The sequence below is a fragment of the Arthrobacter sp. efr-133-TYG-104 genome (assembly GCF_030208915.1).
Classification (GTDB): Bacteria; Actinomycetota; Actinomycetes; order Actinomycetales; family Micrococcaceae; genus Arthrobacter.
Map to the genome: position 1 here is coordinate 1 of NZ_JARVTA010000030.1, position 24,319 is coordinate 24,319.

Sequence of the window (24,319 nt, forward strand, 5' to 3'; positions counted from 1 at the left end):
GCCGTTAGCAGGAGGGGCACTTTTCTGGACGTTGCTTTGGTGGCCGGAACAACCAACTCAGGCGATGTCCTCGACTAGGTACTCAGCCAGCCGGGTGGCGAGCATGAGGATGGGGAGGTGCGGGTTCGCCGTGGGGACAACAGGCATGGCTGAGGCGTCGATGACCCAGCAGTTATCCCAGCCGATGACTTTTCCGCGACCGTCGAGTACCGCCTGTGGATCCTCCACCGTTCCCATCCGAGCGGTTCCACCCGCGTGAGCTCCTGACAGTGAGCTCGTGACCCAGGACTGATAGAAGTCCTCATCCCTGAGGCGATGCGCATGGGTTCCGGCGTCGTCGACGCAGGCTTCGGAGACGACCCTGGTGAACTCGTCGGTCTCGAGGAGCCTCATCGCCAGGTCAACGCCCTCGCGCATCGCTGCGCGGTCACGGGCTGTCCCGAGCATGCGCTGGTCAACGCTGGGAGGCTGACACCCGTCGGAGGACGTCAATCTTACGGTGCCACTGGACTCTGCGGCCATTAGCTCGATGATGATGCGACCGTCAAAGCCTCCGGGTGTCCCTGCCGGCAGCCCGTGCACCGGCAGAAGGTGAAGGTCGCTCTGGCCGGACGTCGACGACACACGTAGGGCGGCTCCGATGGTGGGCTTGGTTCTGTCGACGATGCGGAATCCCTCGCGGAGCTTCAGGAGGATGCTCACCGAGGGGTGGTCCAACAGGTTGGACCCCACCCCTGGACGGCTGGAGCCACTGCGCAGGAGAATGGCAGGCGTCTCGAGCGCGCCGGCACAGAGGACGACGAGGTCCGCATCGACCTCGGAACCGTCGACAAGCCGGACCCCAGTGGCTGTGCCATTGCGAACGATGATTCGATCCACCCGTGCGCCCGGTCGAACATCGAGGCGCCCAGATCGCATGGCGGGTTTCAGGTATCGCTCGCGACTAGAGTGCCTTCGCCCCTGAACAGCATTCAGCCAGAGTCGACCAGCACCGTCGTCGGCACCGAGCAGGTCGGCATCGTTTTCGAGTCCCAGCTCGGGGGCGGCTGACAGCAGGGCTTTATCGAGGGGTGTCAACGACGCGTGCGGTGCCACCATGAGGTCGTGTTCCAGCTTCGTGAACACTGGTCCAACCTCTTTCCAGGACCAATCAGACAAGCCAAACTCCGAGGCCCATCGGTCGTAGTCAGCCGGGAGCCCCGGCATCGCGATCATCGCGTTCAGCAAGGCCGTACCCCCCAGACCTCGCCCTCGCCGGTACAGGCGAGGCAGATCAGTAACGTGCCGGCGGGCCGTGAGGTCCGGGACGAAGGCCTCGGTCGCCTCAAGAGCGTCAAGCCAGTTCCAGGACGACAGCTTGGCGTCGACGCTCTCGGTCGAGTGGTCAGGGCCGTCCTCGAGAAGCACGACCCTGAGGTGAGGTTCCTCGCTGAGGCGAGCTGCAACCAAGCACCCTGCGCTCCCAGCGCCGACTACAACGACTCGACGGGTCAAGGCTGTCATCTCGAAGCGTTTCCCCACGTGTCGGCGACGGTGCCGCTGGCCAGAGTCTTCGCGTCGGCGACGATGTCCGCTGCTTCATTGAGGAGCTCTGCGTGCATGCTCATGAACTCCTGCCGAGCCTGCTCCGTGCGCCACCGCTCCATAACGACGAGCCGGTCGGCCTCGTCCTCAGGCAGCACCACCGAGGTCGTCAAGAAGCCTTTGGTGACTGCCAAGTTCGGGTACAACCGCGTTCGTCGCCAGTCGAGATAGCTGTCCCTACGCTCATACCCAACTTCCAAGGAGGTGATGTGCTGATAGGGCATCGAACGGACAGTTGGGGGTGGGGGCTGGCTCTCTGACAGCAGGCGGGGCCCGATGGCCCATGCCTGTCGTTCGAGATCCGTGAAGAGGACGTGAATGCCGTCCGGCGAGACGGCAGCGAACTCAGCGATTGAGTCCACGACCCCTCGCGCGATGAACGCCTTGACCGTCTCGTCACGGCCTGCAGTGAGAGTCACTCTGACGATGGGCACGGTGGCTCCTTGAGTTGCCGACCTCCCGGACGAGAGGGCGAGTGGACGTACACCTGGGCCGAGACGACGAGTCTTGGCCCAGGTGCTCAGGCTTCGCCTGATTTCGATTTTTCAGGGACAGAGGAAAAAGTCGCGGTTCGGCCTACTTCACGTGCTGCGGGTACCAGCCCTTGAGGATCTGCGAATCGGTAGGACCCGCCTTGATCTTTCCTTGGCTGACGAAGAATTCAGTTGCCGATTTCACCTGCTCCGCATCCTTTACACTAAAATCGCGGAAGGTAAAGTCCGTGCTCTTGAGCACCCTGAGGGCCTCCTCCGTGGGCATTCCGAGCTTCTTAGCAGTCAGGGCTGCGGCCTCGTTAGGGGATGCCTGGACGTACTTGCTCGCGTCCTGCAACGCGCCGAACACGCCAGCTGCCTCGTCCTGGTGGGTCGCGAGCCACTTGTTCGAGGTCGATAGCCACAGGGCGTAGTACGCGCCGTAGTCACCAATGTCGCCCACGATCTTTCCGCCTGCCTGGGCGACGATACGGTCGGCCCACGGCTGGATCGCAATAGTGGCATCCGCATCACCGCGGTTGATGATTGCGGGGATATCGGGAAAGGCGGCTGTGACCAAGTGAATGCTCTTCGGGTCGATGCCCTGGCTCTTGAGGTATTTGTCCGTCATGTATGCCGCCGAACCAGGCACCACTGCCATGGTCTTGATGTCCGATGCAGCCTTGATGTTCTTGCTGAACACGGTGAAGAAATTGGTGCTCGACTGCCCGACCACGCCGAGGGCGACAAGGTCCGGGTTGGCGCCCATGTTGCTCACCGAGGTCAGGTCCGTCCCGTACGCGAAGTCGGCCTGGCCTCCGGAAATGGCCTGGATCATCGACGGCCCGCCCTCGGTCTGGACCAACGCCGCATCGACCCCGTGCTTTTTGAAGTAGCCCTGTTCCTGCGCAACGTAGACCAGCGCGTACGTCGGATCGAGTCCTACGGCGATTCGCGCCGGCTTCAGGGCGGCGGCCGCCGTAGTGCTCGGTACCCCGGCGCCACACGCGCTGGTGAGCAGGACTGACGCGATCAGCGCACCCGAGAGAACCGTCGCTTTGATCGTTTTGAGCATGTGTACTCCTGTAAATTCCTATACCGCACATTGCATTCACATTGCGCGGGTGGCGCACTAATGGGATTTGTTTGCCCTGCTTTTGTGTTTCGAGCACAGCGATCTTTTGTGAAGAGGGCGTTCACGTAGGCTGAGAGTAGGCCTGTTCCAATCCTGTTTGGGAACGATTTTCGTGTACCGGAACCAGGTTTCACGTCAATTCCCACGGTCAGGAGTTACGGGTAGAAGCCTGCGAATTGAACCACCCCCTCGCGGTCGAGATTGGTCATGACACCTGTCCTTGGGAGCGTCTGGCGAGTGCCAGCTCGAGCGCGATGTCGACGAGCTGGTCCTCTTGTCCGCCGACCAGGCTCCGAGCACCCGCCTCCTTTAAGATGTCCCGTGCCTTCACCCCGTAGCGCTTCGCGTGTCGTTCCGCATGCCGGAGGAAGCTGGAGTAGACGCCCGTATAGCCGAGGGTGAGAGTGTCCCGGTCGACCTGGATGGGACGGTCGATCAGCGGCCTGACGACGTCGTCCGCTGCGTCCTCGAGCGCGTCCAGGTCGGCGGGGTGGTCCCAGCCGAGCAAGGATGCCACCGCCACGAACGGCTCGATCGGGCAGTTCCCCGCGCCGGCGCCGAGGCCGGCAAGCGACGCATCCACCCTGACAGCTCCTGCCTCGACAGCGGCCAGGCTGTTGGCGACGGCCAGGCTCAGATTCTGGTGTGCATGGACGCCGATTTGGGTTTCGTCGGATAGGACCGCTCGGAAGGCGACAACGCGCGCTGTGACCTCGGCGGTCGTGAGCCGGCCGCCCGAGTCGGTGACGTAGACGCAGTGTGCGCCGTAGCTCTCCATGAGCTTCGCCTGTCGTGACAACTCATTGGGCCCGCTCATGTGGCTCATCATGAGAAAGCCTGCGACGTCGAGTCCCAGCCCACGCGCATAGTCGATGTGCTGGGCAGCGACATCCGCCTCAGTGCAGTGCGTGGCGATCCGGATGGACCGCACGCCGAGGTCGGCGGCGCGATGGATGTCGTCGATCGTCCCGATGCCGGGCAGGAGCAGGGTCGTGAGCTTGGCCCTTCGGATGACCGCGCTGGCGGCTTCCAGCCAGTCCCAGTCGGTGTGGCTACCAAAGCCGTAGGTGATGCTGCCGCCGCCGAGGCCGTCCCCGTGGGCCACCTCGATCGCGTCCACACCGGCAGAGTCCAGCGCAGTGACGATCCGCTGGAGGTCACTGAGTCCCAGGCGATGGCGAAGGGCGTGCATGCCGTCGCGCAGTGTCACGTCCTGCAGGTAGAAGGTGTTCACGAGGTCCCCGTTCCAGTGGTTGATGCGTCCCTCGAGGTCGTCAGGGAGGCCAGCTCTTCGGCAACCTGCACCGCGGCAGCTGTCATGATGTCCAGGTTCCCGGCGTAGGCGGGAAGGTAGTGGGCCGCGCCTTCGACCTGCAGCAGCACGGTGACAACGTGCGTCCCGGCCGCTTCGTCACCGAGGGCCCTGATCGGGTCGTCGGACGCGATGGGCGTGAACTGCACCTCCTGCGTGCGCCGGTATCCCGGCACGAACTGCGCTACGCGCGAGATCATCGCATCGATCGAGGCGGCGACCTCGGCGTGGTGGTCCGGTCCGATCAAGCAGGCCACGGTGTCCCGCATGATCACCGGCGGCTCGGCGGGGTTGAGCACGATGATCGCCTTGGCTTTTGCGGCACCACCGACGGTCTGGAGCGCCTCAGCCGTCGTCTCGGTGAACTCGTCGATGTTTGCGCGTGTACCTGGCCCAGCGGACCGGGACGCGATGGAGGCAACGATCTCCGCGTAGAAGACCTCCGTGACCGCAGAAATCGCGGCAACGATGGGGATGGTCGCCTGACCGCCGCAGGTGACCATGTTGACGTTGGTTGCGCCAACGTGTTCGCGGAGGTTCACGGTGGGGGCCACGAACGGGCCGATCGCGGCCGGTGTCAGGTCGATCATTACCTTGCCGTAGGGCGCCAGGAGGGCCGCGTTGGCAACATGGGCCTTGGCGGACGTCGCATCGAAGATCAGGTCGATCTCATCGAAGCCGTCGAGGCCGATCAAGCCTTCCACTCCATCCGAGGTCACCGGTACGCCCATACTCGCGGCGCGGCGGAGGCCGTCCGACTTGGGGTCGATGCCCACCATGGCAGCAACTTCCAACACGCCTCGGCCCCGCAGGATCTTGAACATCAGGTCCGTTCCGATGTTGCCCGAACCCACGATCGCCACCTTCGTGCTCATCGCGCTGTTCCAACGAACTCGACCGACACGGTGCCCAGACCGGTGAGGTCGGCGCGGACGGACTCGCCCGCTGCCACAGAGTGCATCGGCCCGAGCGCGCCGGAAAGCACAATCTCGCCGGCGCGCAGGGGATCCCCGACGTCTCTCGCCCTGTTGGCCAGCCACACCACGGCGTTCAACGGATCTCCGAGGCAGGCGCTTCCGTCCCCGAGGGAGACGACGTGATCGTTGGAGGTCATTCTCATCTGCGCGCTTCGGGGATCGAATTCGCGCAACGAGAGTGCTTGGTCCCCGAGTACGAAGCGTCCGGATGAGCCGTTGTCAGCGATGGTGTCCACGATCGAGATGTCCCAGTTGTCTACCCGGCTGTCGACGATCTCCAGTGCAGCACAGGCGTGCGAGAGCGCTGCGAGCACCACGTGGCGGTCGATTTTCGGGAGGTCGAGGTCAGAGGCCAGGACAAATGCCACCTCCGCCTCGACTCGCGGTTGGATCAGATCGTCCACCATAACCACACCGTGCTGAGCAACCTGCATGTCGTCCAGGAGCACCCCGAAGTCCGGCTGGTCGACGCCGAGCTGCTGCTGGACCGCTGCAGACGTCAGACCGATTTTCCGGCCGACCCTGCGGGCTCCGCCGGCAACCATGTTTGCCACGAGCCGGCGCTGGATGTCATATGCGTCGTTGACGTCGAGGCCGTCCACGTCGTGGCGAATGGGCGGGATGGGCCGTGCATCGCGAGCTGCCTCGCATAGCGCATGCGCGATGCGGTCAGCATCGCGTTCTGTTATTGGCACGGTTGTTCTCCATATCGTTTGTCGGGTGAATCTCAGTGCTGGCGGCTGAGGAAGCCTTGCACCACGGCGACGTAGTCCTCGGGGCGTTCCTCCTGCGGGTGGTGGGAGGCGTGGTCCATGACATAGAGGTTCCCGTTGGGAACCAGGCGAGCCAGCATGAGGGCGTACTCGGGCTTGAGGAACGCGTCCTGCATGCCCCACAGGAAGAGGACGGGAGCCTGAATCATGGGCAGTTCCGCGGTGAGATCCTGCCACTCACCTCGAGGGTTGGCCGATCTCGCCAAGGCGATCTCCTCGGGGTTGAGGCTGTTCCGCCAGCGCAACTCGACGGTCTCTTCCGGCAGCCTTGAGGCGTCGTACCACTCTAGGGTCCCGATCAGCTCACGCATCTTCTCCTTCGTCGGCCCCTCGCCCCCGTAGTAGAGCTCGCGTGCTGTGCGGAAAGACCGAATGCGCACGTCGCGACCGGTTTCCGGGAGCGCCGGGGAGGGCTCTCCTTCAAAGACAGGCATGCTGCCGGTGATGACCAGAGCCCGTGCTCGCTCGGGATATGTCGCTGCGAGATGAAGGGCGATCGTGCCGCCCCAGGAGTTGCAGACGAAGTCGGCCCGATCGATCCCCAGCTCGTCGAGCAGCTCGACCATCTTCTTGGAATGGTGGTCCCACATCGGGCCGTGGATCTCAGACATGTCGGATTTGCCGTACTGCAGGAGATCGACCAGAACCACGCGGTACTGCGATGCGAACATTTCAGCGACCGGTCCGAAGTCCGTCCAGGCTGTGCACCCAGGTCCGCCGCCATGCAACAGCAGCAGCGGTGTACCCGTGCCCAGCTCCGACACCGAGAAGGTGGTATCACCAACGCTGACCAATCGGCTTGATAGTTGTTTCATATGCCCATCCCAGACAAACGTCGCCGCAGGCACAACACGAGATCCGCGTGGCAGAACTTTCTCACTCGCTCCACCGCTTGACCCCGCAGAATCAACACATCATGACCAGAGGAGATTTTGAATGAGCGACAACAAGAGCGAGTTTGGCACGGGCCCGGTACTCGTCACGGGAGGCAACAGCGGCATCGGCCTGGCAGTCGCTGAGGCGGTCGCTGCGGCAGGTCGACCGGTTGCCATCGTCGGGAGGTCTCCCGAAAAGTGCGCTGCCGCCGCCGAGCAGGTGAGCCGCGGTGGCTCACGGGATGTGGTGGGTATCGCGGCCGACGTCAAGAGCCCGGATGACCTCGACCGCGTGGTCCAGGACGTGACTGAGCGGTGGGGGACGATCGAGGGACTCGTCACGGCTGCCGGCGTGCTCCTTCCCGGCGGGCTGCAAGATGTCGATCTTGCCGACTTCCGAAACGCGTTGGAGGCTAATGTCCTCGGCACGTGGTTGGCCGTGCGCACGGTTACCCCGGGGATGCTCGAGCTAGGGTTCGGGAGGATCGTGACCATTGGTTCGATACTGGCGACGGTAGGGGCCCCTCAGCGCGCCGCCTACGCGGCGACCAAGGGGGCGGTCACCGCGATGACGCGTTCACTGGCGCTCGAACTCGCAGGTTCCGGCGTCACGATCAACTGCATCTCGCCAGGTCCGGTGCGGAGCGCGATGAACGCGGCCGCGGCTGGGAGCGAGACGCAGCGGGCATTCACGGCGAAGATTCCAGTCGGCAGGTGGGGCGCTCCCGACGAGATCGCCCATATGGTCCTCCCGCTGCTCGCGCCGGGAGCGGCCTTCACCACTGGTTCCGTCGTGCAGGTTGACGGCGGGTACACCAGTCAATAGCGAGGACCACAACATTATGAGCAAGGGCGCTGTCGTGGCCAGCTCCACCAGCGAGCAGGCCCGGGTCATCGGGGCAGTGTGCGCCATGATTTCGGTGGCCGCGCCACCCTTCCTTGTTGCGGTCCTTGCTGTGCAGATCGAGGACCAACTCGGATTCAGCACTACCGAGCTAGGGCTGGGAGTCGGAGGGTATTTCCTTATCTCGGCGGTCATGTCGCCGGTTATGGGCCGCATCGTCGGCCGGTGGGGTGCGGGACGCCTCCTACGACTGGCGTGCGCCCTCGCCACCCTGGGCTTGCTCATCATCGCCGCGGCGCCTAACGCGGCCATTATCGTGCTGGTGCTTGCCCTACTCGGTTTCCCCAACGCTGCTGTGCAGCCGGCGGCTACTCATGTCATCATTGGCGTTCGCGGTACCCGAGCTCAAGCGTTCTCGTTCGGCTTGGTGCAGGCCTCTGTGCCAGCGACCACGTTGTTGGCTGGCTTGGTGCTCGCTGCCTTCCCCGGCGTCTCATGGCGCGTCACTGTCATGGCAGTAGGCTGCGCGACCGTGCTTGCCCAGGTGGCCGTAAAAGGCGTGCCGCTAGATAATGATCAGCGAGAGCGCAAGCGAGCCTCGTGCGAGCTCGTCGGTACGAGGGAGACCGGGGTTCCGGTCGCCAAGGCTCGGCGCTTCATCGTGTTGATGGCCTTAGGTGGCTTCTTCCTCTCCTTCGCGGCACAGTGCCTGCCCTCGTTTCTCGTAGTGACGGGCATCCGCGCCGGCATGCATCCCACCGCCGTCGGGACGGTTCAGGTGGCCGCGAGCGTGGCCTCCATCATGGCCCGCATCGCGGTAGCCGGCCGTGCCGGGCGTTCGTCGGGCACAAGTGACGTCAGGGGCCTCTGTGTCCTCGCCGTGGCGGGGACGATTGGGTTCGTGATGCTGGCCGCTGGCGATGCCACGGCATTCTTGGTCGGGGCGCTGCTCGCCTATGGGTGCGGTTGGGGCTGGAGCGCGTTGTTCAACTTCAGCGTCGCTCGCGCGCGCCCGGACAACGCGGCAGCTTCTGCTGGAGTGACGCAGGCGGGAGTTTTCTTCGGTGGTTCCACGGGCCCGGTCGTCTTCGCGTCGATTGTCACCATCTCGAACGTCCAGGTCGCCTGGTCCTGCGCTGCCCTCGCATCTGCCTTGGGGGCATGCCTTCTGTTTGCTGCGCGGCGTCAGTGGAGGTGAGGCGGGACAGGGCTACCGGGGCGGCTCGACGAAAAAGTTGTCCCGACGCACGATCGCGTCCGAGCGTCCGATGTCGGCGACGCTTGCGGTGCCCATTGCGTCCATCGCTTCGACCACCCCAGAACGGACGATCTCGAGCACGCGATATACGCCTTCTTCGCCGCCGACCGCGAGCCCATACGCAACCGCGCGGCCAAGCAGCACAACCTTGGCCCCCAGAGCTACCGCCTTCACGACGTCGGTGCCGCGTCTGACTCCACCGTCGATGGTGACCGGCACCCGGCCGTGGAGGGCTTGGGCGATCGCGGGGAGGTATCGGATCGCGGCTACGGTGCCGTCGAGGTGGTTGCCGCCGTGGTTGGACAGCCCAACGGCGTCCGCCCCCAGCTCCTCTGCGATCCGCGCATCGCGAAGCGTGTTGATCCCCTTTACCATCAAGGGACCACTCCACTTCTCTCGCAGCCAAGCGAGATCCGCTCGGGTCGGGGGAGTCGCTCGCCGCATCATCCCCAGTGCCTCGGGAAAGGTGGGTTCCTGACCGTCCGCCCCCGCCAAGTTCGGGACCCTGAGGCTGGGAAGCGTGCCGCGCCGCAGGTATCGCATCAGCCACACTGGTCTTGACACGCCGGAAGGCCCATGGCGAAGGAGGCTGCCGACGGTCCAGCTGGACGGGAGGGCCGGAGTGGCTGCCCAGTCCCGGCGCGGTGCGGAACGTGAAAGGTCGACCGTGACGATGAGTCCTTTGGCTCCAGCCGCAGCGGCCCGTTCGAGCCGGGCCTCAATGTCCGCCCGACTCCCTAGCCAATACAACTGGAAGTGCATGTTCTGGGTGATTCGGCCGATTTCGGTGACCGACATGCTCGCGAACGAGCTCACCGACATCGAGATGCCGATGCGGGCCGCTGCATGCGCGATCGCACGTTCACCGTCAGGGTGAAGCCCGAGGGCTCCCACCGGGGACACGATGGCTGGGAAACTGATTCGCTGACCGAGAAAGCTCGTTGATGAATCAACGGTCGCCGGCTTGTCGAAGACGGATGGGACAAGGCCAAGCTCGCCGAATGCGTTGCAGTTGTCCTGCAGCGATACGCCCTGTTCACGCCCTCCGTGTAAGGAAGAGAAAACCGGCTTTGGTAGCCGCCTGCGTGCTAGGCGTTCAGCTTGAGCGACTGTCTCGAACCGCGTGCTCATAAGTACCTCCTTGCTCGGTACACTACGTAACTCTGCGCCAGCGTCTCGTGTCCGTTCCGTCCAGCAGAACCTTCGCCGTCGCTCGCTCCGCCGCTATTCGGGGACAGCCACGCGTTCCACTAAGACGGCCGATCAGTCCAAGCCGGTCTCGGGACTCATCAGCTCCGTCGTTGAGGCCTAAACGGGCCGAGACAGGTCGTAACGCGAGAGCTCGCGAGTGATGCCTGCTGCGGCGGTCTTTACCGCCGCCGAAAGTCGACTGGGTACGAATTCGTCAGCCGACACGGACACGGACAGAGCTGCGCGGATGCGCCCATGAACCAAGATCGGGGCAGCCACGCAGGCTCCGCCCACGGCTGCCTCTTCGCACTCGGTGGCGAAACCAACGATGCGGATTTCTGGAAGCTGTCCTCGGAGAACTTTTGGATCGGTGATCGATCGCGAGGTGAGCCGACGCAACGGGCGTGATAGCACTTCCTCGATCACGTCTGTCGTCGCGTAGGCGAGCAAGACCTTGCCCACAGCCGTGCAGGTCATGGGTAGTCGTCCGCCGATTCGGGACGGGAAGTCGGTATCCTGGCCGGACCCGAACTTTTCCACGTAGACCACTTCCAATCCATCACGTACTCCCAGATGGACTGCCTTGTTCGTGCCTTGGAAGAGGTCCCTCATGAACGGCACCGCTGCGTCGCGTAACTCTCCCCGCACCGGTACCAAATCCCCGATTTCGAAAGCCGCCATCCCGATGCTGAATCGGCCATCGTGCTCGGCCAGCATCTCGAGTTCCACCAGCGCCTTGATAAGCCGGTGTGTTGTGCTTTTGGGCATACCCGTCCGAGCCACGATCTCGGAGAATCGCAAGGATCCTTCGCTGCGGCGGAACGCCTGCATGATCCTCATCGACTTCTCGAGCATGCTCGAGGTGTCGTCATGGGCGCCTGACATGCGCTCATTCTAGTCCAAAGCCCTTGAGGTTCCGCGCCAGGTGCCTGACGTCATGTCAACTGCCGGCGGAGGCTCTACAACCCGCAATAGCGTCTTGTCCCCTCCGACCCGTGGTGAACCAGGGTTACACTGCCCTGGGAGCAACACTCCCTGGGCTGCATTGGTGGAGCATATGCGTGCTTCCCCGACGGCGAACGCCCTTAGGCATCCAGGGGATCGGATTTCCCTTTGAGTCGGCGGGCGGCCCGGTTCGGGCGGTGGACCTCCAGCACGGTGAGGCCTTTCACTCCGGAGGGCTCTGGCGAGTTCGGCGCCGTAGGAGCCTGTTCCTTCGACACCTATGGCGGTGACTGTGCCGTAGGAGGTGATGAAGTCGATGCTTTTCCGGTATCCGGATCCCACGGCCAGGAATTCCTTGTCCGCGAGGGGTTTGCCGTGTTGGTTGATGACGGCTACGTGGTGTGTGTCGGCGTGGGTGTCGATACCGCGATGACTTTTGTTGGTTCGCTTGCCAAGATGGAAATTGCCCCTCAGTCGCGTCGAATGCTGATTGATCGGGCGCGGGCCAGGTGGGCAGACAAAAAGGTAATGGGACTGGTCGTATCAGGCTCCTATGAGGTCATGTCCGCCTGGCTCGACACCCCTTTTAACGGACCTTGAGCCGGCGGACAGATCGTCGGAAAGACAGTGCCGCCTGGTACGTCAGTTTTTGGCTGGGTTACGCCGGCTCAAGGACTGTTCCAGTATTACCGTTTTGGCTGCTGTCCTGACGGATTGTACGTGCCCGCTCCGGCCCGTCCAGCCCCTCCTTCGTCGGGGCCTGCGATGCGGAATTCTTCGACGTCGCTCCTTCGTCGCTGATTTCCTTACGAAGAATTCCGCTCCTTGCCCTTGCGTGTGGACAGGCCTCCGTCGGGCACAGCTCCGCAAGCTTCGCCAGCAGCCAAAACAACGCGGGGGAGAGGGGAGCTGGCCGGTCATCTGATCGCCCCACCCACCCCACTTCTCGGACAAGAAGGAACCAACACCATGACTGCAACCCCCGTATTGGAAATGCTCGACCCGGCGACCCTGAACGTGGACGTCAATGTCAGGAAGGATGCCGCTCTCACGGCGGATTTTGTTGCCAGCATCGCCGAACACGGCGTGATGGAACCGGTGATCGCTCACCGCAAGGACGACGGTACCGTGCATGTGTTGATGGGTCAGCGCCGCACCCGCGCCGCCGTCGAGGCCGGACGGACCCTGGTCCCGGTGATGATCATCGACTCACCCGAGGAAGCGGAGCGGATCGTGACGCAGGTGGTGGAGAACATCCAGCGCGCGGAACTGACCGAGGCGGATGAGGCGGAGGCTTACCACCAGCTGTCCCTGATCGGGGTTTCGGCGGGCGCGATCGCGAAGAAGACGGGGCGGACGAAAAGCAGTGTGGAGAGCGCCTTGAAGGCCAAGTCTTCCGACGCTGGTGCCGCGGCCCTGGGCAAAGGATGGTCCATAGACGAGGCGCTCCTGTTGGCTGAGTTTGAAGGCGACGAGGATGCGACCGAGGAATTGGAATCGGTCATCAGGGATGAACCTGACCAGCTTCACCATGTGGCCCAGCGGCTGCGCGACCGGCGCGAGAGCGCCGCCGCCCTCGCCGCTCTAACGGCCGAGCTTGTAGCCCAGGGCAAGACCATCGTCGATGATGCGGGGCACTACGCCGATGAGGACAACCTCTACGTGACCGCGGCGAAAAGGGCTGACGGGGAACCGGCCACCGAGGACGATGCCAACGCCGTGCTGATCACCACGGACTACCGGGGCGAGCACCGCACCCACGCGGTGATTAGCGGCTGGCAGGAGCTGGGTTTCGCCCCGAAGTACGAACGCCACGGTGGCGGCAGCCAAGCCCAGAAAGGCCCCATGACGGAGGAGCAGAAGGCTGAGCGTAAAACCCTGATCGAGCGCAACAAAGCCATGTTGTCCGCTGAGGTGGTGCGCCGTGATTTCGTGACCGGCCTGTTGGCGAAGAAGCAGGTACCGAAGGGCTGGCAGTACTTCACCGTCCACGCCCTCACCCATCACCCGGAGACGGTCAGCGGTTATGACGCGAAGGTCGCCGCCGGGATGGTTGGTGCGAAGTTCGACGACACCGACCGGTGGGGATGGAACCCTCTGCGGGAGCATGTTGCGAAGTCCACGGCCCGGCCGGAGTTTTCGATGATCGCGCTGGTCTGCGCCGGGTACGAGAAGACCATCGCGAAGGACTCGTGGCGGTCCCCGTCCCAGACCCACCGGGACTACTTGGACCAGTTGGTGGCCTGGGGGTACACCGTGAGTGAGGTTGAAAAGATCATCCTTGACAGCGGTACCCCGGCCGAGAACGAAGCGGCCTAAGAGTGTTCTTGCCGGGCGGCCGCTAAGGCCGCCCGGCAAGGACCCGTCCACTCGTCCTTCGGGGCTAAGGAGCCTTCCAGAAGTCGGGCGGTCCGCCGCCGCGTGCGAACCACAGCAGCCACTCACCGGCGGCGGACCGCCGCTCACGCACGACCCGCGATCAGCACCTGTGTGCCGCGCTGCACCATCCGGTGCTGGTAGGGTTGTGACCAGATTTCCTTTGTCCGAGGAGAACACGAAAGGGCCGGCATAGCCGGCCCTTTTTTGTGTCTTCATTGCGCCCCTGCCAGGGGCAGGAGTGCCACCCGGTTGAGGGTATTTGACCTTAGTTCAGTGACGCTGCGTGCTGTTCGTCCGGCTGCGGGGCGTCAACCTGACGTGCTGCGGGATCAGCAGTTTTTGATTGGGTCTTGCGGCGCCGTCCTGCGGCGGCGGGTTCGAGACCGAGCTTCTTGAGTTCCTCGGGGCTCCAACCATCACGCGTTGCCTGAACGTAGGCGCGCTTGTCCTCACGTTCTGCCGAAGCGAGTTGGTCTTTGAGGTCGGTAATACGCTGCCGGGTTCGTACCAGAGTGGTGACTGACTCGATGCGTGAGTCCAGAAGTGCGCGGGCCTGGTTTCGTGTCTGTTCAATGTCGAGATTCGCCATGGGATCCAGCCTAACGATCGTCCCGGCGCGGGCTCCGCCGGACGCGCCCGTCCTGGCACGAGCCACGCACTCTGGCAGGAGACTCCCCGGACAGGAGGCCGGCGTTGTTGGGGTCGTTGAACCAGTCCCGCAGATAGTCGTCAGCGTAGCTGACGGTCCGTGCAGTGAATTGGAAATACTCGGGACCGATCCCGCGCCGCCGCCACTGCCGCAGCTTCGCTGCGGGGACACCGTATTGCCTGGCCACTTCGGTCGGTGAGATGAGAGCCAAAACTGTACCTTTCGCTAACCCTATGCCGCGTTCCTTTCGGCACGCTTGCCGAAACTCGGCCGGTGAAGGAATTGGCCAGTCGGAGTGGCCGGACCGTGGAATACCGGAGCGGAGCGAGGATATGCCGCGAAAGCCGGCCGCGCAGACTTGCCAAGGAAGGACCGGGCAGTAGCCTCACCCAGCCGAAACGGAACGACGCAGTCGTTTCAACAAATCAGACGCGCAGCGTCCTCCAGGGCAGTACCCGGCAACCACAAAAAGCACGAAAAACCGGCGCAGGTGCTTTTTCGGAGCAAGCTATGTGGTTATGTGCCATAACCCGCGTGTCGATCCACGCCCTGCGTTCGTTGATCGGCGACACTGGGGTGTCGGCCCGGTATTCTCCGGGGCGCTGCGCTGGGCATGGGGGAGGGGAGTTGGATGAGCGAAGAGCCGAAGTCCCCCCGCCGACTCGGTCGAAAGCGTCGCGCCAACATCGAGGGCGAAACGCAGTACGTGCGGGTGTCGATGTCGGAGTTCGAGCGGGCGCAGTTGAAGGTCCTGGAGGAACGGACGGGGCGGAGCCCGTCGGAGATCCTGGTCAGTGCCGCCTTGTACGCAGAGAATTTTGAATCCCTGGCTGAACGCCGCGCGATGGCGGTGGAGTTCATCGCCGCCCGCCGCTACCTCGCTGCCCTGTCGAACAACGTCAACCAGCTGGCCCGGCGCGCGAACGCCACGGATGAATTCCCGGAAGCTGCCCGAACCGTGCTGACCCGCGTCCGGGCGGTCGCCGACCGGATCAATGCGATGCTGGATTCGATGGTGCGCTGATGATTCCCAACATCACCAAGGGCACCCGCATGCACGGGCTCATCGCATACCTTGCCGGCCCTGGCCGGGCGAACGAACACACTGACCCTCACCTTGTCGCGGGCTCACCGTCGATCATGGCCTGGCACAACGATGATGAGCTCAACGCCGACGCCGTCGGCGTTATTGCCAAGGAACTCGATCGCGCCCGGAACGTGCTGGGTGTGGAGATTCCCGGCGGCCATGTCTGGCATTGTTCGCTGTCGCTGCGCGCCGAAGAGGGAGACCTGACCGATGAGAAGTGGGCGGCCATCGCCCAGGACTTCATGGACGAAATGGGCTTCACCGAAGCCAGCGGCCGTGCACCGGCACAATGGGTAGCCATCCGTCACGGCCACAGCAAAGCCGGGAACGACCACATCCACATCGCCGCGTCCATGGTCCGCGAAGACGGCACCAAGTGGAGCAGCTGGCGGGACTTCCCGCGCGCACAACAAGCAGCCCGCGAGCTTGAGAAAAAGTACGGCCTGGAAGAACTCTCACCCACGCATTCCACCCGCGGTCTGCGTCCCGGTGAGCGCGAAGCATCCGCACGGCGCGGCGCACCCGAACCGGAACGCCGGTCCCTGGAACGCAAGGTCCGCGCCTGCGCGACCGCGGCCCAGGATGAGGCAGAATTCGTCCGCCGGCTCCGCCGTACCGGTGCCTTGGTCCGGCCACGGTACGCGTCCGGACGCGACGACGTCGTGGTCGGCTACAGCGTGGCCGAACGTCCCCCAAAGGGTGGCCGGCCAGTCTGGTTCGGCGGGGGCCACCTCGCCAAAGACCTCGCCCTGCCCAAGCTCCGCACCGAATGGCAGGACACCCCGCAAGGGGCGACTGAAGCCGTCGCCGAATGGCAGGCAGCAGCCCGTGGCCGGCGCCCTGTCACGATCGGCCGTGAAGCTCACGAACCGGACCCGCAACTGTGGGAGCAGTACAGCGACGAAGTCGCACGGCTGCGCGAAAACCTGCGCTCCGTTCCGCTGGATGACCACGCCACCTGGGCGCAGGTAGCCCGCGAAACGTCGGGGGCGTTTGCTGCCTGGTCGACAGCCACGGAACCAGCGCCCGGACCCCTGGCAGCGGCAGCCGATGAACTGGCTAAGACGGCGCAGCTCCGCCGCCACCCGGTCAGGCCGATCCGCAGCGTCGGACCATCGGCCCGGGGAGCCTCGCTGATGCTCATGGCGGCCACGATGGGCGGGACGGGAACCGCAGCCCAGGCGATCATGCTGCGCCAGCTGCTCAACGTCGCCAAGGCCGTCCACGACATGCACAAGGCCTCAAACGATCTTCGCCGGGCACGGCAGATCGGCCACATGGTCAGGCACCAATTGAGCCAGGTCGCCGCCGCGCTGCCCAGCACTCCCGCGCCGACACCGGCGGTAGATAGTGAAGCGACCGAAGCTGTCCGCACGAGCACTGCCGGCCAGACCCCGGGACGCCCTGCCGGTTCGGTGCTGCCACCGAAGTACGAGCAGGCACGTACCCACACGACCAGCCGGGGCGGGAGCATCCGCCCGGACCTTGAAAGATGACCACCAGGAGGGGGAATCATGAGTGAATCTGACGGCATCGAGGAAGCCATCGAAGGAATGACCCGGGTCGGGCTGACCGTCGCCGGACGGCTCGGTGAGCAGCTGGCCAGGACACGCGAACAAGAGCTGCGCCGTGCCCAGGCGGCCGAGGAACAACAAGCCCGGGAACTGCAGGCCCGGTACGACGCCGAGCGGGCTGCTGCCCGCGCGCAGATCGCCCCGGTCATGGACAACCGGTGGTGGGACACCGCCAGCGGCCGCGACATCGAACGGGTCCACGAGACCGCCACCGCGTGGAAGGACCACGACCCGGCAGCGCGCGAGGCGGCCGACGCAATCCGCGACCAGGTACAGAGCCGTTACGGGTTGGACGTGGACAACCTCGGTGCCGACGAGGCGTCGGTGGCGGAAGCCCTGGCTAAGGCTGAACGGAACCGTGAACAGGCGGAACATGAACGCCACGCCGGCCGTGACGAAGCAGCCCAAGCTGCGGCGCTGCTGGCCGAGGTTGACCGGGAAGCTCGGGGCCGTGAACGAGAGGCAGACGAAGAGAACCAACGCCCCGAGACGCTGCGGGAAGATGTCGGCATCAAGTATGACTCAGCGGTACGTCGCCAGGACCTCGCGGCCAGCTTGGAAGGCGTAGCCGACCGCGAGGCCGTGCAGGCACGACTCAGCGCCGACCAAGACCAGGGCGCGCCGCCCAGCGCAGCGGTGGCCAAGGGAGCAGGGCGCAGCCCGAAGGCCCGCAAAACCCGCGGAGCCAACGGCCAGACCAAGCTCCTGCAAAAGAGCATGGGCCGCTGACGAAGTGCGCAGGTGCGCGATTCCTGTACGGGTCCGGCGCGCAGGGACAGTGCGGTGAGAGGTCAGGGCTGTGGCCGTCGGCGGCCGCCGGTGCGTGGCCTGCCCTCGCGCCATCCCGGCAGGAGTTGATCCAGCTGCGACTTCTTCTCGGGCGCCAGCTTGCCCTCGCTGTCGTTGATGCGCTGGCCGTGCAGCCACACTCCGAGGGTCCGCTCAACCGGATCATCGGTCTTTTGGTGTCGCGGCAAGGCGCCGCCGGCCTTGCGGAAGGCCTCAACTTCCCTCAGACGCCGCTGCCACCGGGCCTCGTCCTCGACCTTCCGCGGCGCCTTGTCCCAGCCGGGGATGACGCTCAAGCCTTCGCGAAGGGCGGGGGAGAGGGTACCGGCCTCTGATTCCCGACGTCGTCGATACAGCCAACTGCCCAGGGCCTGCTCACCGGAGGAGGCCGCGTGAACTGCAGGCAGGCGCCCCTCCGTTCGGTAGAAAGAGATCACGCCGTGCATCCGTTGCAGAGCCGCAGCGGAGGGGCGCTTTACGGGCGCTGCCGCGGCGTGCTGACCGCGAAGGGCGGGCTCTTGTTTCGCCGCGATCTGCAGGTGGTAGCGGACGGTGTTGGCAGCGGCGCCGCAGACCTCAGCGATCCGCGCCGGCTCGATGCCCCGTCGGTACATCTCCACCCACTCCCAGTACGGGGCAGAATGCCGGCCATGCGGCACCACTTCCCTAGCCTGATCCACGCTCACCCCCCAATGGTCTCGCCCTTCACGCTAACCCACGGACGCACCAGCGAGCATGCGCCGCCGTGTCGGCATTCACGTACGGACAAGGCAGACCCTCGCCGGGCACTGATCGCACATGAGCGCTGGTCCTTGGGGGCGGGGAAGAATGTGCAAACACTGTCTGCACGTTCCTTTAGTCGTTCTCCCAGTGGAGGCCGAGGAGGCCGAAGGCCGTGAGGAGTGCCGGAGTATCGTGCTGCAGCTCCTCGAGTTCCACATCGTGAACTTTCGGGGTGACGGGAGGGTCGTCAGGACGTTCGAACACAGCCCACAGCTGCAGGTCATCTCCGTGCCGGGACGCGAAGGTGACGCCGTCTAGATCCGTCATTTCGTAGAGCCAGGAAGCAACCGCCTGCGTCAGACGCCGCGGCCGCGCGTCCTTCAGCGCGGCCGCGTCGAAGTCCTCGAGTCCCAAGCTCAGGGCCAAGCCAACGAAGCGCGGGTGCAGGGCCGCCACCGTAGAGGAGGCCGTCACGGGACAAAACCGGCCCGAAAGTTCCGCCGAGGCAGCGGAGCGTTCATCAAGCCACTCCTTGGGGACACTGCCCGGCACGATGGTGGGATACAGAACGGCGTCCTCATCATCCTCGACAATGAGCTCGAGCTCCAGGTTGAGCCTGGCGTCCTTGCGGAAATGCGCCAGTACTTCCAGAAGACAGGCGAGCAGGCTGGAGCCGGCGTAGACGGTGCGGAAGTTGCCATGTAGGTCATCCCAGCGGCCGGGGAATCGGCCGTCGGTGGCCCATTCCCAGCCGCTCCAGGCCCACGGTTCGGGGCGGAATCCGACACGCCAAACCCGTCCCGCGGCGACAGCCGCGGTTAGCTCATCAGACACCATCCGATCAGCCCGCTGCGGCAAAAGCCCGGGCGGCGGCCAGGACCAGCGGGCCGGCGTCCTCGAGTTGGCCTTCGCGGAGCAACCGCGCAGGAGGGGTATCGTCCAACTGCGGATTCATCCCCTGGAACCACGCCTGAACCACAGCCCGTGAATCCCGCTCAGCGAGCAGGGCAGCCACATGGTAGGCAGTCCGAAGCCGCTGCATGACCTCCGCCGAGGGCTTCCGATCCCCGTCCGCCCATTGCCGAACGGCACGGGTCTCCTTCACTGAACCGATATAGGCGACAAGCTTCGCACCCAACAGATCCCGCAAATCGCGGACCAGCTCCGGCTCGGGCAACCGAATCGAATCCTGATGGGCCTTCAACCCTCCACGTGCACCTGTCACAGCAGTCATACCCTCAGTCTAGGACACGACGCGCGGATTAACCACCAAATCACACCCAATATTACAGTTCATAGCGCGGTGTTTATCCCTTGTATGCGCTTCTTACTTCCGCTAGATTCGTATCATCACAACTAGGGGCTAGGAGGCGAGCGTCGGCACCAGATTTCCAGGCTCATCCGGATCCTTCCGGCTGAGCGTCGGAGCCCACTGACCCCGGCGCAATGGCAGCTAAGCCCATGAAATGTGGAGGAGAGCTGCCATGCCGAAGGATCAGAACCCCCATCATGATGATGCCAAGCCTGAGTCGGAGCACTCTCCGCCAACGGATCGAGGTGGTCGGAGCTGGAAGATCGGCGTCACGATCGGATATGGCTTCGTTTTCTCCGCAATGCTGGTTTACTCGATGGTCCACGATAAGGACGTTTTACTGACCTTCTTAGCCGGCGCGGGAGTACTCCTCCTTCTTATCCTGTTCGTCTGGCATCCGCACATCATCGGCAAGCTCAACCTCAGGGTGAACATCAACAGGTATGTAGGGTTTGCCAGCAAACTCAAGGCGCCTCAGCAAAGGCGTGACCAAAATGCAGTGGATACCAAGCGGATCACGCGTCTTGCGGAATCAGACCCTCGTGAAGTCCTTCGTGGAACTGAAGAACTTGCGGCCCGAAAGGATGAGCAAAAGTCCAAGCGGAACAACGGGAACAGTGCCATAAGGAAGGGACAGAAACGCAGGAGCAGTCGCTGACTCAGTGCGAACGGATCAGAGATGGGTCTGCTGCTGGAAGCCTACGCGTCCTGGTATCTCGACTCACCTAGATTTTTGAGTAGATGGCTGCTGAGGTTTTCTACATGGCGAGCTATCGATAACAATCTCTTCACATACTCGTCATTGACCTCTTGCCCGTCCTGATCCTTGAGTACCATCCCGTCATCCAACAGTGTCTGGGTGTGATCAAGGGCTACCGCTAGTTCATCCAGACCCTCTCGCCACCAGGTAAAAACTTCTTCTACCTCGCGGGGATCCAAACCATCACCGAACTGTTCACGTAGCAGTGGGTGAACCGGCGCTGACTGGGGGTCTCGTGCAACTTCGAACCAAGCGAGGAAGTTTAGGCGAGCACCAGCAAACTGCTCCGTAACGAAGCGGCGGAATGTGTAGTCACTGACATCCTTGCGCCTGCTCAATGTTTCACGCCTTTCGGAGTGATCCGTCGTGGACGGGATGTACTTCTATTTTCCCGAATATACCTACAGGGACATCAGACTACGTCAAGACCTGCCGCCCCAACAGGGTCTTTAGGGGTAGGACCGTTAGAGATGATTGTGTATAGCTAGGGATAACCGGATGGGGGCGCCGATGGGCTTAGCCGGCTTGGGGATGGGCGGCGGAAGCGGCGGACGGGGTTTCCCAGCGCTTTTGGGCCCCCTGTCGGCTGATGCCGAATGCTCGACCGATCTTCTCCCAGGACACGCCCGTTGACCTGGCCGCGGCCACGGCGTCGTCGAGCTGTGCCTCGAGCTCCTTCAAGCTCCGGCTTAGCGTGCTGATGGTGTGCAGCGACAGATCCGGGGCCACATGACGGTGCCACACATCCAGGAACACCGGCTCCAAATCCTCCCGGTCACCCATATCCGCAGCGTCGGCGCTGGCCGGCGGCCCGGCATAGAGACGCCCCGCCGTGACGTCCTCGTCGACCGGATCCCAGACTCGCGTCCACAACGGATCCAGGATGGCGTGCTTCCGGAACGGATCGCAGCTGCAGGCGACCCGCCAGCCAACCACCTGCGACGGCGGGCGCCACGCCTGACGGGTCGGATCTCCTTCATGCCCGACCGGTTGGCCGTCCGGGGTCATCAGGTTGATTTCCATCCACCTGCCGCCGGATCCGTACATACCATCCGCGAAAACGCACACAACATAGCCCTCATGGTCGCTGCCCTCGGTAAACCAGCCCATCGCGCTTCCCTTCATCCGCCCCGAATTGCTACAGTCACAGTATGCATGTCTGCAACTTTCATTGACAATCGGGGATCGCATGTCAACTTAGGTTGACATAATGTAGACTATCGGCTCTTTAGAAGGGTTGGGGGAGCAGCGCGAAAAGGGGCTGAGTCATGATCCGGCGAGAGTCATCTCGGCCGGCGGCGGCGCTGCTTTCGGGGCCGCGTCGACTGATGTGCTGCCTCTCCTGTGCTGCTGGAACAAGCCGCAGCCCGGCTCGGCGCCAAGCTCGCTGCCCATGCTCAGGCCTAATTCACCTGCGGGCTTCCATGGTGTGCAGGCCGTAGAGGCCGAGCCCTGTCGGACCGCGGTAACAGCGTCCCAATTCATCCACCGCCCGTTTTGCAGGCTGCACCGCATTACTCCTTAGATGGGGTGACTTCTCCCCCGGGGCAGCATACAACCTGACGAAACGTCCATTATCGGCTAATCAAATATGGGAGGAGCGCGTCTACGAGGTCGGCCGGTTTCACTCCTTACCGGCTTTGAACGTAACGACAAATGGATCCAGGGGACGTCCCCTTGCCTTCCACTTCCAAGGCTCGTCCGCACGCCAAGCTGATACACCCACCAAACTCCCACGCTGGCCACCCGATTCGGTGCAGGTCATGTGATTGGTCGCCAGTTGCGACGTCTCTTATCCCAATGGGTTTCGAGACACCGCGGTTACGAGATCCCGCGACTCCGAGGATCGTCCCGAAAGTCACACTTGCGCGAGCAAGTCTGAGTGGTTTGTCCGCTGCAGGAAGTCAATGACGGCATCACGACTCTTCTCCAGGCAAACAATCCTGTTCTCCACGACGCGCAGTTCTCTGGCAAGCTCTTCCGCCAAGGAACGGTTGCACTCGTCTGGTTGATCCTGCGCCGCCGGAGCCTCAATGTTGAGGACAATCTTAATCATCCGCGTTGACAGGCCGGCTTCTACAAGAGCGCGAACATGCCTGGCATGCTCAACCTGATCGTCGGAGTAGTCGCGGTAACCGTTGGTCGAACGGGACGCTTGAATGAGCCCCTGCTGCTCGTAGTAGCGGAGCATCCTCGTCGGTGCGCCCACCTTCTTGGCAACCTCCCCGATCTTCATCGCCCACTTCCCTTCTCTTTCGTCTCCGATTTGACCTTGACACTGATGTCAAAGTTTACGCTGACAAGCGTGCCCGTCGACGCGGCGGTTCCTCAACAGCCTCGGCTCGTGAACTACCGGACTGAGTGCTCTTGCAATCCTTGAGATTCCAGCCATGTCCTCGTGGCTGATTTTCGATGGCTATGGAAATCACGCACTACGTAGAGAGATAAATTTAACCTGAAATGAGCAACATGAAAGACTTGACTGCGCGAGAATTCGGCTACGGTCATCCCACGCCACTCTTCATGATAGGTACCTATGATGAAGTCGGGAGAGTGAATTTCATGAACTCCCACTGGGGCGCACTTAATCACGGCGGCTACATCAACCTCAATATCAACACGAACAAGAAGACCCATCGAAACATTGAGGCAATGAAAGCCTTCACAGTGACACTGGCAACGGAGGACTTGATGCCGTATGCCGACTTCTTTGGCACCTATTCCGGGTATCAGGTACCTGACAAGTTTGAAAAGACAGGCTTGACCGTCCACAAAGCCAAGCATGTCAACGCGCCGATCATTGATGGCAGCACGTTGGTGATCGAGTGTGAGTTGGCGGACGTCCTGTACGAACAGCACATCCACACGGTCATTGGCCGAATTGCCAACGTCTCCGTCGATGAATCGGTCCTCGATGCGAGCGGTCGAGTCGATGCAGGCAAGTTGGGCATGATCTTCTTCGACTCCTTCAGTCGAGGATATTTCACACTAGGCAACAGGGTCGGCGACGCGTGGAGCGAAGGCCGCGTCCTCTCCGCTCATGGAGGACGTTAGAAATGACAATTCGACCTGTTGAATTGAGCAAGGCCTACCGGTTGCTCCAGCTCGGCGCAACGACCATGCTTTCCGCCAAGCACCAAGATGATGCAGACGTCATGGCGGCGGCATGGGTCGGCCTGGGTGGGCCGAACAAAGTGATTGCCTATCTCGGCACGCAATCCTACACGCGAAAACTGGTGGAGAAGAGCGGCTACTTCGTGGTGCACATTCCGACCGTTCAGCAGATGGAAACCGTTCTGTATGTAGGTGGGCACAGCAAATTCACATCACCCAAAAAGCTGGAGAATATGCCACTTTTCTACCAGGACGGCTGTGATATCCCCCTGGTGACCGGTAGCGCTGGCTACCTGCTGTGCAAAGTTGTCCACAATGCACAACAAGAACAACAATTTGATTCTTTTATGGGCGAAATCGTGTCGGCCTGGGCAGACAGTCGTATCTTTGATGGCAGGCACTGGCTTTTCGACGAAGCGCCCGAAGAACTTCGCACCGTGCACTATGTCGCCGGGGGCCAGTTCTATGCGATGGGCCGGGGTACGAAATTCAACCACGGCCCTGGACAGGATTGACGGACTGAGCGGGCCTTCCAGACGGTGGGAGAAAGGCTCGCGGTCCGGCT

27 protein-coding genes are annotated in these 24,319 nt (G+C 63.1%); 9 read left to right on the top strand and 18 right to left on the bottom strand.

Annotated features, from left to right (window positions below; translation table 11 throughout):
• Positions 1 to 57: 57 nt before the first annotated feature.
• From QRN04_RS16870 to QRN04_RS16900, 7 genes are all read right to left on the bottom strand, one after another.
• Complete coding sequence (locus tag QRN04_RS16870) at positions 58 to 1,503, bottom strand: GMC family oxidoreductase (protein WP_284977185.1); 1,446 nt, start codon at positions 1,501 to 1,503, stop codon at positions 58 to 60.
• A complete protein-coding gene (locus QRN04_RS16875) occupies positions 1,500 to 2,018 on the bottom strand; it encodes a tautomerase family protein (RefSeq protein ID WP_284977186.1) in 519 nt (172 codons plus the stop codon). The genes QRN04_RS16870 and QRN04_RS16875 overlap by 4 nt, the downstream gene beginning before the upstream one ends.
• A gap of 142 nt (positions 2,019 to 2,160) precedes the next feature.
• Entirely contained in the window at positions 2,161 to 3,132 is a 972-nt protein-coding gene (locus QRN04_RS16880) for an ABC transporter substrate-binding protein (RefSeq protein WP_284977187.1), read from the bottom strand.
• Positions 3,133 to 3,397: 265 nt separating this feature from the next.
• Complete coding sequence (gene dmpG / locus QRN04_RS16885; RefSeq protein ID WP_284977188.1) at positions 3,398 to 4,426, bottom strand: 4-hydroxy-2-oxovalerate aldolase; 1,029 nt, start codon at positions 4,424 to 4,426, stop codon at positions 3,398 to 3,400.
• Positions 4,423 to 5,379, bottom strand: a complete 957-nt coding sequence (locus QRN04_RS16890) for an acetaldehyde dehydrogenase (acetylating) (RefSeq protein WP_284977189.1) — start codon at positions 5,377 to 5,379, stop codon at positions 4,423 to 4,425. The genes dmpG and QRN04_RS16890 overlap by 4 nt, the downstream gene beginning before the upstream one ends.
• Positions 5,376 to 6,176: a 2-keto-4-pentenoate hydratase gene (locus QRN04_RS16895; protein WP_284977190.1), complete on the bottom strand. Its 801-nt coding sequence runs from the start codon at positions 6,174 to 6,176 to the stop codon at positions 5,376 to 5,378. Before QRN04_RS16895 ends, QRN04_RS16890 begins: the two co-directional genes overlap by 4 nt.
• 32 nt (positions 6,177 to 6,208) lie before the next feature.
• Complete coding sequence (locus tag QRN04_RS16900; RefSeq protein WP_284977191.1) at positions 6,209 to 7,069, bottom strand: alpha/beta fold hydrolase; 861 nt, start codon at positions 7,067 to 7,069, stop codon at positions 6,209 to 6,211.
• Between the two features lie 121 nt (positions 7,070 to 7,190).
• Here QRN04_RS16900 and QRN04_RS16905 point away from each other — a divergent pair, with 121 nt between their 5' ends.
• Together QRN04_RS16905 and QRN04_RS16910 are read left to right on the top strand one after the other, a co-directional pair.
• Positions 7,191 to 7,955 carry an SDR family NAD(P)-dependent oxidoreductase gene (locus QRN04_RS16905; protein WP_284977192.1) on the top strand — a complete coding sequence of 255 codons (765 nt, stop codon included), beginning with the start codon at positions 7,191 to 7,193 and terminating at the stop codon, positions 7,953 to 7,955.
• Between the two features lie 16 nt (positions 7,956 to 7,971).
• Positions 7,972 to 9,171 (top strand): MFS transporter, encoded by a 1,200-nt coding sequence (locus tag QRN04_RS16910; RefSeq protein WP_284977193.1) that lies wholly within the window; start codon positions 7,972 to 7,974, stop codon positions 9,169 to 9,171.
• Between the two features lie 12 nt (positions 9,172 to 9,183).
• On the opposite strand, the gene QRN04_RS16915 is transcribed toward QRN04_RS16910, so the two are convergent.
• The 3 genes from QRN04_RS16915 to QRN04_RS16925 form a co-directional block, all read right to left on the bottom strand.
• Complete coding sequence (locus QRN04_RS16915) at positions 9,184 to 10,362, bottom strand: alpha-hydroxy acid oxidase (RefSeq protein ID WP_284977194.1); 1,179 nt, start codon at positions 10,360 to 10,362, stop codon at positions 9,184 to 9,186.
• Positions 10,363 to 10,539: 177 nt separating this feature from the next.
• Positions 10,540 to 11,307 (bottom strand): IclR family transcriptional regulator, encoded by a 768-nt coding sequence (locus QRN04_RS16920; protein WP_284977195.1) that lies wholly within the window; start codon positions 11,305 to 11,307, stop codon positions 10,540 to 10,542.
• 9 nt (positions 11,308 to 11,316) lie between these two features.
• Positions 11,317 to 11,862 carry an IS110 family transposase gene (locus QRN04_RS16925; protein ID WP_350224950.1) on the bottom strand — a complete coding sequence of 182 codons (546 nt, stop codon included), beginning with the start codon at positions 11,860 to 11,862 and terminating at the stop codon, positions 11,317 to 11,319.
• A 474-nt stretch (positions 11,863 to 12,336) separates the two neighbouring features.
• Here QRN04_RS16925 and QRN04_RS16930 point away from each other — a divergent pair, with 474 nt between their 5' ends.
• The gene (locus QRN04_RS16930) at positions 12,337 to 13,686 is read left to right on the top strand and encodes a ParB/RepB/Spo0J family partition protein (RefSeq protein ID WP_284977196.1); all 1,350 of its coding nucleotides are present in this window, start codon (positions 12,337 to 12,339) and stop codon (positions 13,684 to 13,686) included.
• Between the two features lie 325 nt (positions 13,687 to 14,011).
• Here QRN04_RS16930 and QRN04_RS16935 read toward each other — a convergent pair whose 3' ends face one another.
• Both QRN04_RS16935 and QRN04_RS16940 read right to left on the bottom strand, forming a co-directional pair.
• A complete protein-coding gene (locus tag QRN04_RS16935) occupies positions 14,012 to 14,335 on the bottom strand; it encodes a hypothetical protein (RefSeq protein WP_284977197.1) in 324 nt (107 codons plus the stop codon).
• A gap of 10 nt (positions 14,336 to 14,345) precedes the next feature.
• A complete protein-coding gene (locus QRN04_RS16940) occupies positions 14,346 to 14,606 on the bottom strand; it encodes a hypothetical protein (protein ID WP_284977198.1) in 261 nt (86 codons plus the stop codon).
• A gap of 420 nt (positions 14,607 to 15,026) precedes the next feature.
• Between QRN04_RS16940 and mobC the strand changes: the two genes are divergently transcribed.
• The 3 genes from mobC to QRN04_RS16955 are packed head-to-tail and all read left to right on the top strand — an operon-like array spanning position 15,027 to position 17,785.
• A complete protein-coding gene (mobC, locus tag QRN04_RS16945) occupies positions 15,027 to 15,419 on the top strand; it encodes a plasmid mobilization relaxosome protein MobC (RefSeq protein WP_284977199.1) in 393 nt (130 codons plus the stop codon).
• On the top strand, positions 15,419 to 16,978 hold the full coding sequence (locus tag QRN04_RS16950) for a relaxase/mobilization nuclease domain-containing protein (protein ID WP_284977200.1): 1,560 nt from the start codon (positions 15,419 to 15,421) through the stop codon (positions 16,976 to 16,978). The genes mobC and QRN04_RS16950 overlap by 1 nt, the downstream gene beginning before the upstream one ends.
• An 18-nt stretch (positions 16,979 to 16,996) precedes the next feature.
• Entirely contained in the window at positions 16,997 to 17,785 is a 789-nt protein-coding gene (locus tag QRN04_RS16955; protein WP_284977201.1) for a hypothetical protein, read from the top strand.
• Between the two features lie 62 nt (positions 17,786 to 17,847).
• On the opposite strand, the gene QRN04_RS16960 is transcribed toward QRN04_RS16955, so the two are convergent.
• The 3 genes from QRN04_RS16960 to QRN04_RS16970 all read right to left on the bottom strand — a co-directional run bounded on the left by QRN04_RS16960 (position 17,848) and on the right by QRN04_RS16970 (position 19,802).
• Positions 17,848 to 18,531 (bottom strand): helicase associated domain-containing protein, encoded by a 684-nt coding sequence (locus QRN04_RS16960; protein WP_284977202.1) that lies wholly within the window; start codon positions 18,529 to 18,531, stop codon positions 17,848 to 17,850.
• Positions 18,532 to 18,700: 169 nt separating this feature from the next.
• Positions 18,701 to 19,405, bottom strand: a complete 705-nt coding sequence (locus QRN04_RS16965; protein ID WP_284977203.1) for an RES domain-containing protein — start codon at positions 19,403 to 19,405, stop codon at positions 18,701 to 18,703.
• Between the two features lie 4 nt (positions 19,406 to 19,409).
• Positions 19,410 to 19,802, bottom strand: coding sequence for a hypothetical protein (locus tag QRN04_RS16970; protein WP_284977204.1), 393 nt, complete (start codon positions 19,800 to 19,802; stop codon positions 19,410 to 19,412).
• A 250-nt stretch (positions 19,803 to 20,052) separates the two neighbouring features.
• On the opposite strand from QRN04_RS16970, the gene QRN04_RS16975 reads away from it, so the two are divergent.
• Positions 20,053 to 20,538 carry a hypothetical protein gene (locus QRN04_RS16975; protein WP_284977205.1) on the top strand — a complete coding sequence of 162 codons (486 nt, stop codon included), beginning with the start codon at positions 20,053 to 20,055 and terminating at the stop codon, positions 20,536 to 20,538.
• Between the two features lie 41 nt (positions 20,539 to 20,579).
• Here the strand turns inward: QRN04_RS16975 and QRN04_RS16980 are convergent, their stop codons facing one another.
• From QRN04_RS16980 to QRN04_RS16990, 3 genes are all read right to left on the bottom strand, one after another.
• Entirely contained in the window at positions 20,580 to 20,978 is a 399-nt protein-coding gene (locus tag QRN04_RS16980) for a hypothetical protein (RefSeq protein ID WP_284977206.1), read from the bottom strand.
• A gap of 178 nt (positions 20,979 to 21,156) precedes the next feature.
• Entirely contained in the window at positions 21,157 to 21,750 is a 594-nt protein-coding gene (locus QRN04_RS16985; protein ID WP_284977207.1) for a hypothetical protein, read from the bottom strand.
• Positions 21,751 to 22,498: 748 nt separating this feature from the next.
• Positions 22,499 to 22,876 carry a MerR family transcriptional regulator gene (locus QRN04_RS16990; RefSeq protein ID WP_284977208.1) on the bottom strand — a complete coding sequence of 126 codons (378 nt, stop codon included), beginning with the start codon at positions 22,874 to 22,876 and terminating at the stop codon, positions 22,499 to 22,501.
• A gap of 224 nt (positions 22,877 to 23,100) precedes the next feature.
• On the opposite strand from QRN04_RS16990, the gene QRN04_RS16995 reads away from it, so the two are divergent.
• Together QRN04_RS16995 and QRN04_RS17000 are read left to right on the top strand one after the other, a co-directional pair.
• Positions 23,101 to 23,694: a flavin reductase family protein gene (locus tag QRN04_RS16995; protein WP_284977209.1), complete on the top strand. Its 594-nt coding sequence runs from the start codon at positions 23,101 to 23,103 to the stop codon at positions 23,692 to 23,694.
• 2 nt (positions 23,695 to 23,696) lie between these two features.
• The gene (locus QRN04_RS17000; RefSeq protein WP_284977210.1) at positions 23,697 to 24,269 is read left to right on the top strand and encodes a flavin reductase family protein; all 573 of its coding nucleotides are present in this window, start codon (positions 23,697 to 23,699) and stop codon (positions 24,267 to 24,269) included.
• The last annotated feature ends 50 nt before the right edge of the window (positions 24,270 to 24,319 follow it).

Bases quoted from the DNA above. Each gene is read 5' to 3' on its own strand.
- QRN04_RS16870 (WP_284977185.1), bottom strand. From the start codon at position 1,503: ATGACAGCCTTGACCCGTCGAGTCGTTGTAGTCGGCGCTGGGAGCGCA.
- QRN04_RS16880 (WP_284977187.1), bottom strand. From the start codon at position 3,132: ATGCTCAAAACGATCAAAGCGACGGTTCTCTCGGGTGCGCTGATCGCG.
- QRN04_RS16890 (WP_284977189.1), bottom strand. From the start codon at position 5,379: ATGAGCACGAAGGTGGCGATCGTGGGTTCGGGCAACATCGGAACGGAC.
- QRN04_RS16900 (WP_284977191.1), bottom strand. From the start codon at position 7,069: ATGAAACAACTATCAAGCCGATTGGTCAGCGTTGGTGATACCACCTTC.
- QRN04_RS16905 (WP_284977192.1), top strand. From the start codon at position 7,191: ATGAGCGACAACAAGAGCGAGTTTGGCACGGGCCCGGTACTCGTCACG.
- QRN04_RS16910 (WP_284977193.1), top strand. From the start codon at position 7,972: ATGAGCAAGGGCGCTGTCGTGGCCAGCTCCACCAGCGAGCAGGCCCGG.
- QRN04_RS16915 (WP_284977194.1), bottom strand. From the start codon at position 10,362: ATGAGCACGCGGTTCGAGACAGTCGCTCAAGCTGAACGCCTAGCACGC.
- QRN04_RS16920 (WP_284977195.1), bottom strand. From the start codon at position 11,307: ATGTCAGGCGCCCATGACGACACCTCGAGCATGCTCGAGAAGTCGATG.
- QRN04_RS16930 (WP_284977196.1), top strand. From the start codon at position 12,337: ATGACTGCAACCCCCGTATTGGAAATGCTCGACCCGGCGACCCTGAAC.
- QRN04_RS16935 (WP_284977197.1), bottom strand. From the start codon at position 14,335: ATGGCGAATCTCGACATTGAACAGACACGAAACCAGGCCCGCGCACTT.
- mobC (WP_284977199.1), top strand. From the start codon at position 15,027: ATGAGCGAAGAGCCGAAGTCCCCCCGCCGACTCGGTCGAAAGCGTCGC.
- QRN04_RS16950 (WP_284977200.1), top strand. From the start codon at position 15,419: ATGATTCCCAACATCACCAAGGGCACCCGCATGCACGGGCTCATCGCA.
- QRN04_RS16955 (WP_284977201.1), top strand. From the start codon at position 16,997: ATGAGTGAATCTGACGGCATCGAGGAAGCCATCGAAGGAATGACCCGG.
- QRN04_RS16965 (WP_284977203.1), bottom strand. From the start codon at position 19,405: ATGGTGTCTGATGAGCTAACCGCGGCTGTCGCCGCGGGACGGGTTTGG.
- QRN04_RS16970 (WP_284977204.1), bottom strand. From the start codon at position 19,802: ATGACTGCTGTGACAGGTGCACGTGGAGGGTTGAAGGCCCATCAGGAT.
- QRN04_RS16975 (WP_284977205.1), top strand. From the start codon at position 20,053: ATGCCGAAGGATCAGAACCCCCATCATGATGATGCCAAGCCTGAGTCG.
- QRN04_RS16985 (WP_284977207.1), bottom strand. From the start codon at position 21,750: ATGGGCTGGTTTACCGAGGGCAGCGACCATGAGGGCTATGTTGTGTGC.
- QRN04_RS16990 (WP_284977208.1), bottom strand. From the start codon at position 22,876: ATGAAGATCGGGGAGGTTGCCAAGAAGGTGGGCGCACCGACGAGGATG.
- QRN04_RS16995 (WP_284977209.1), top strand. From the start codon at position 23,101: ATGAGCAACATGAAAGACTTGACTGCGCGAGAATTCGGCTACGGTCAT.
- QRN04_RS17000 (WP_284977210.1), top strand. From the start codon at position 23,697: ATGACAATTCGACCTGTTGAATTGAGCAAGGCCTACCGGTTGCTCCAG.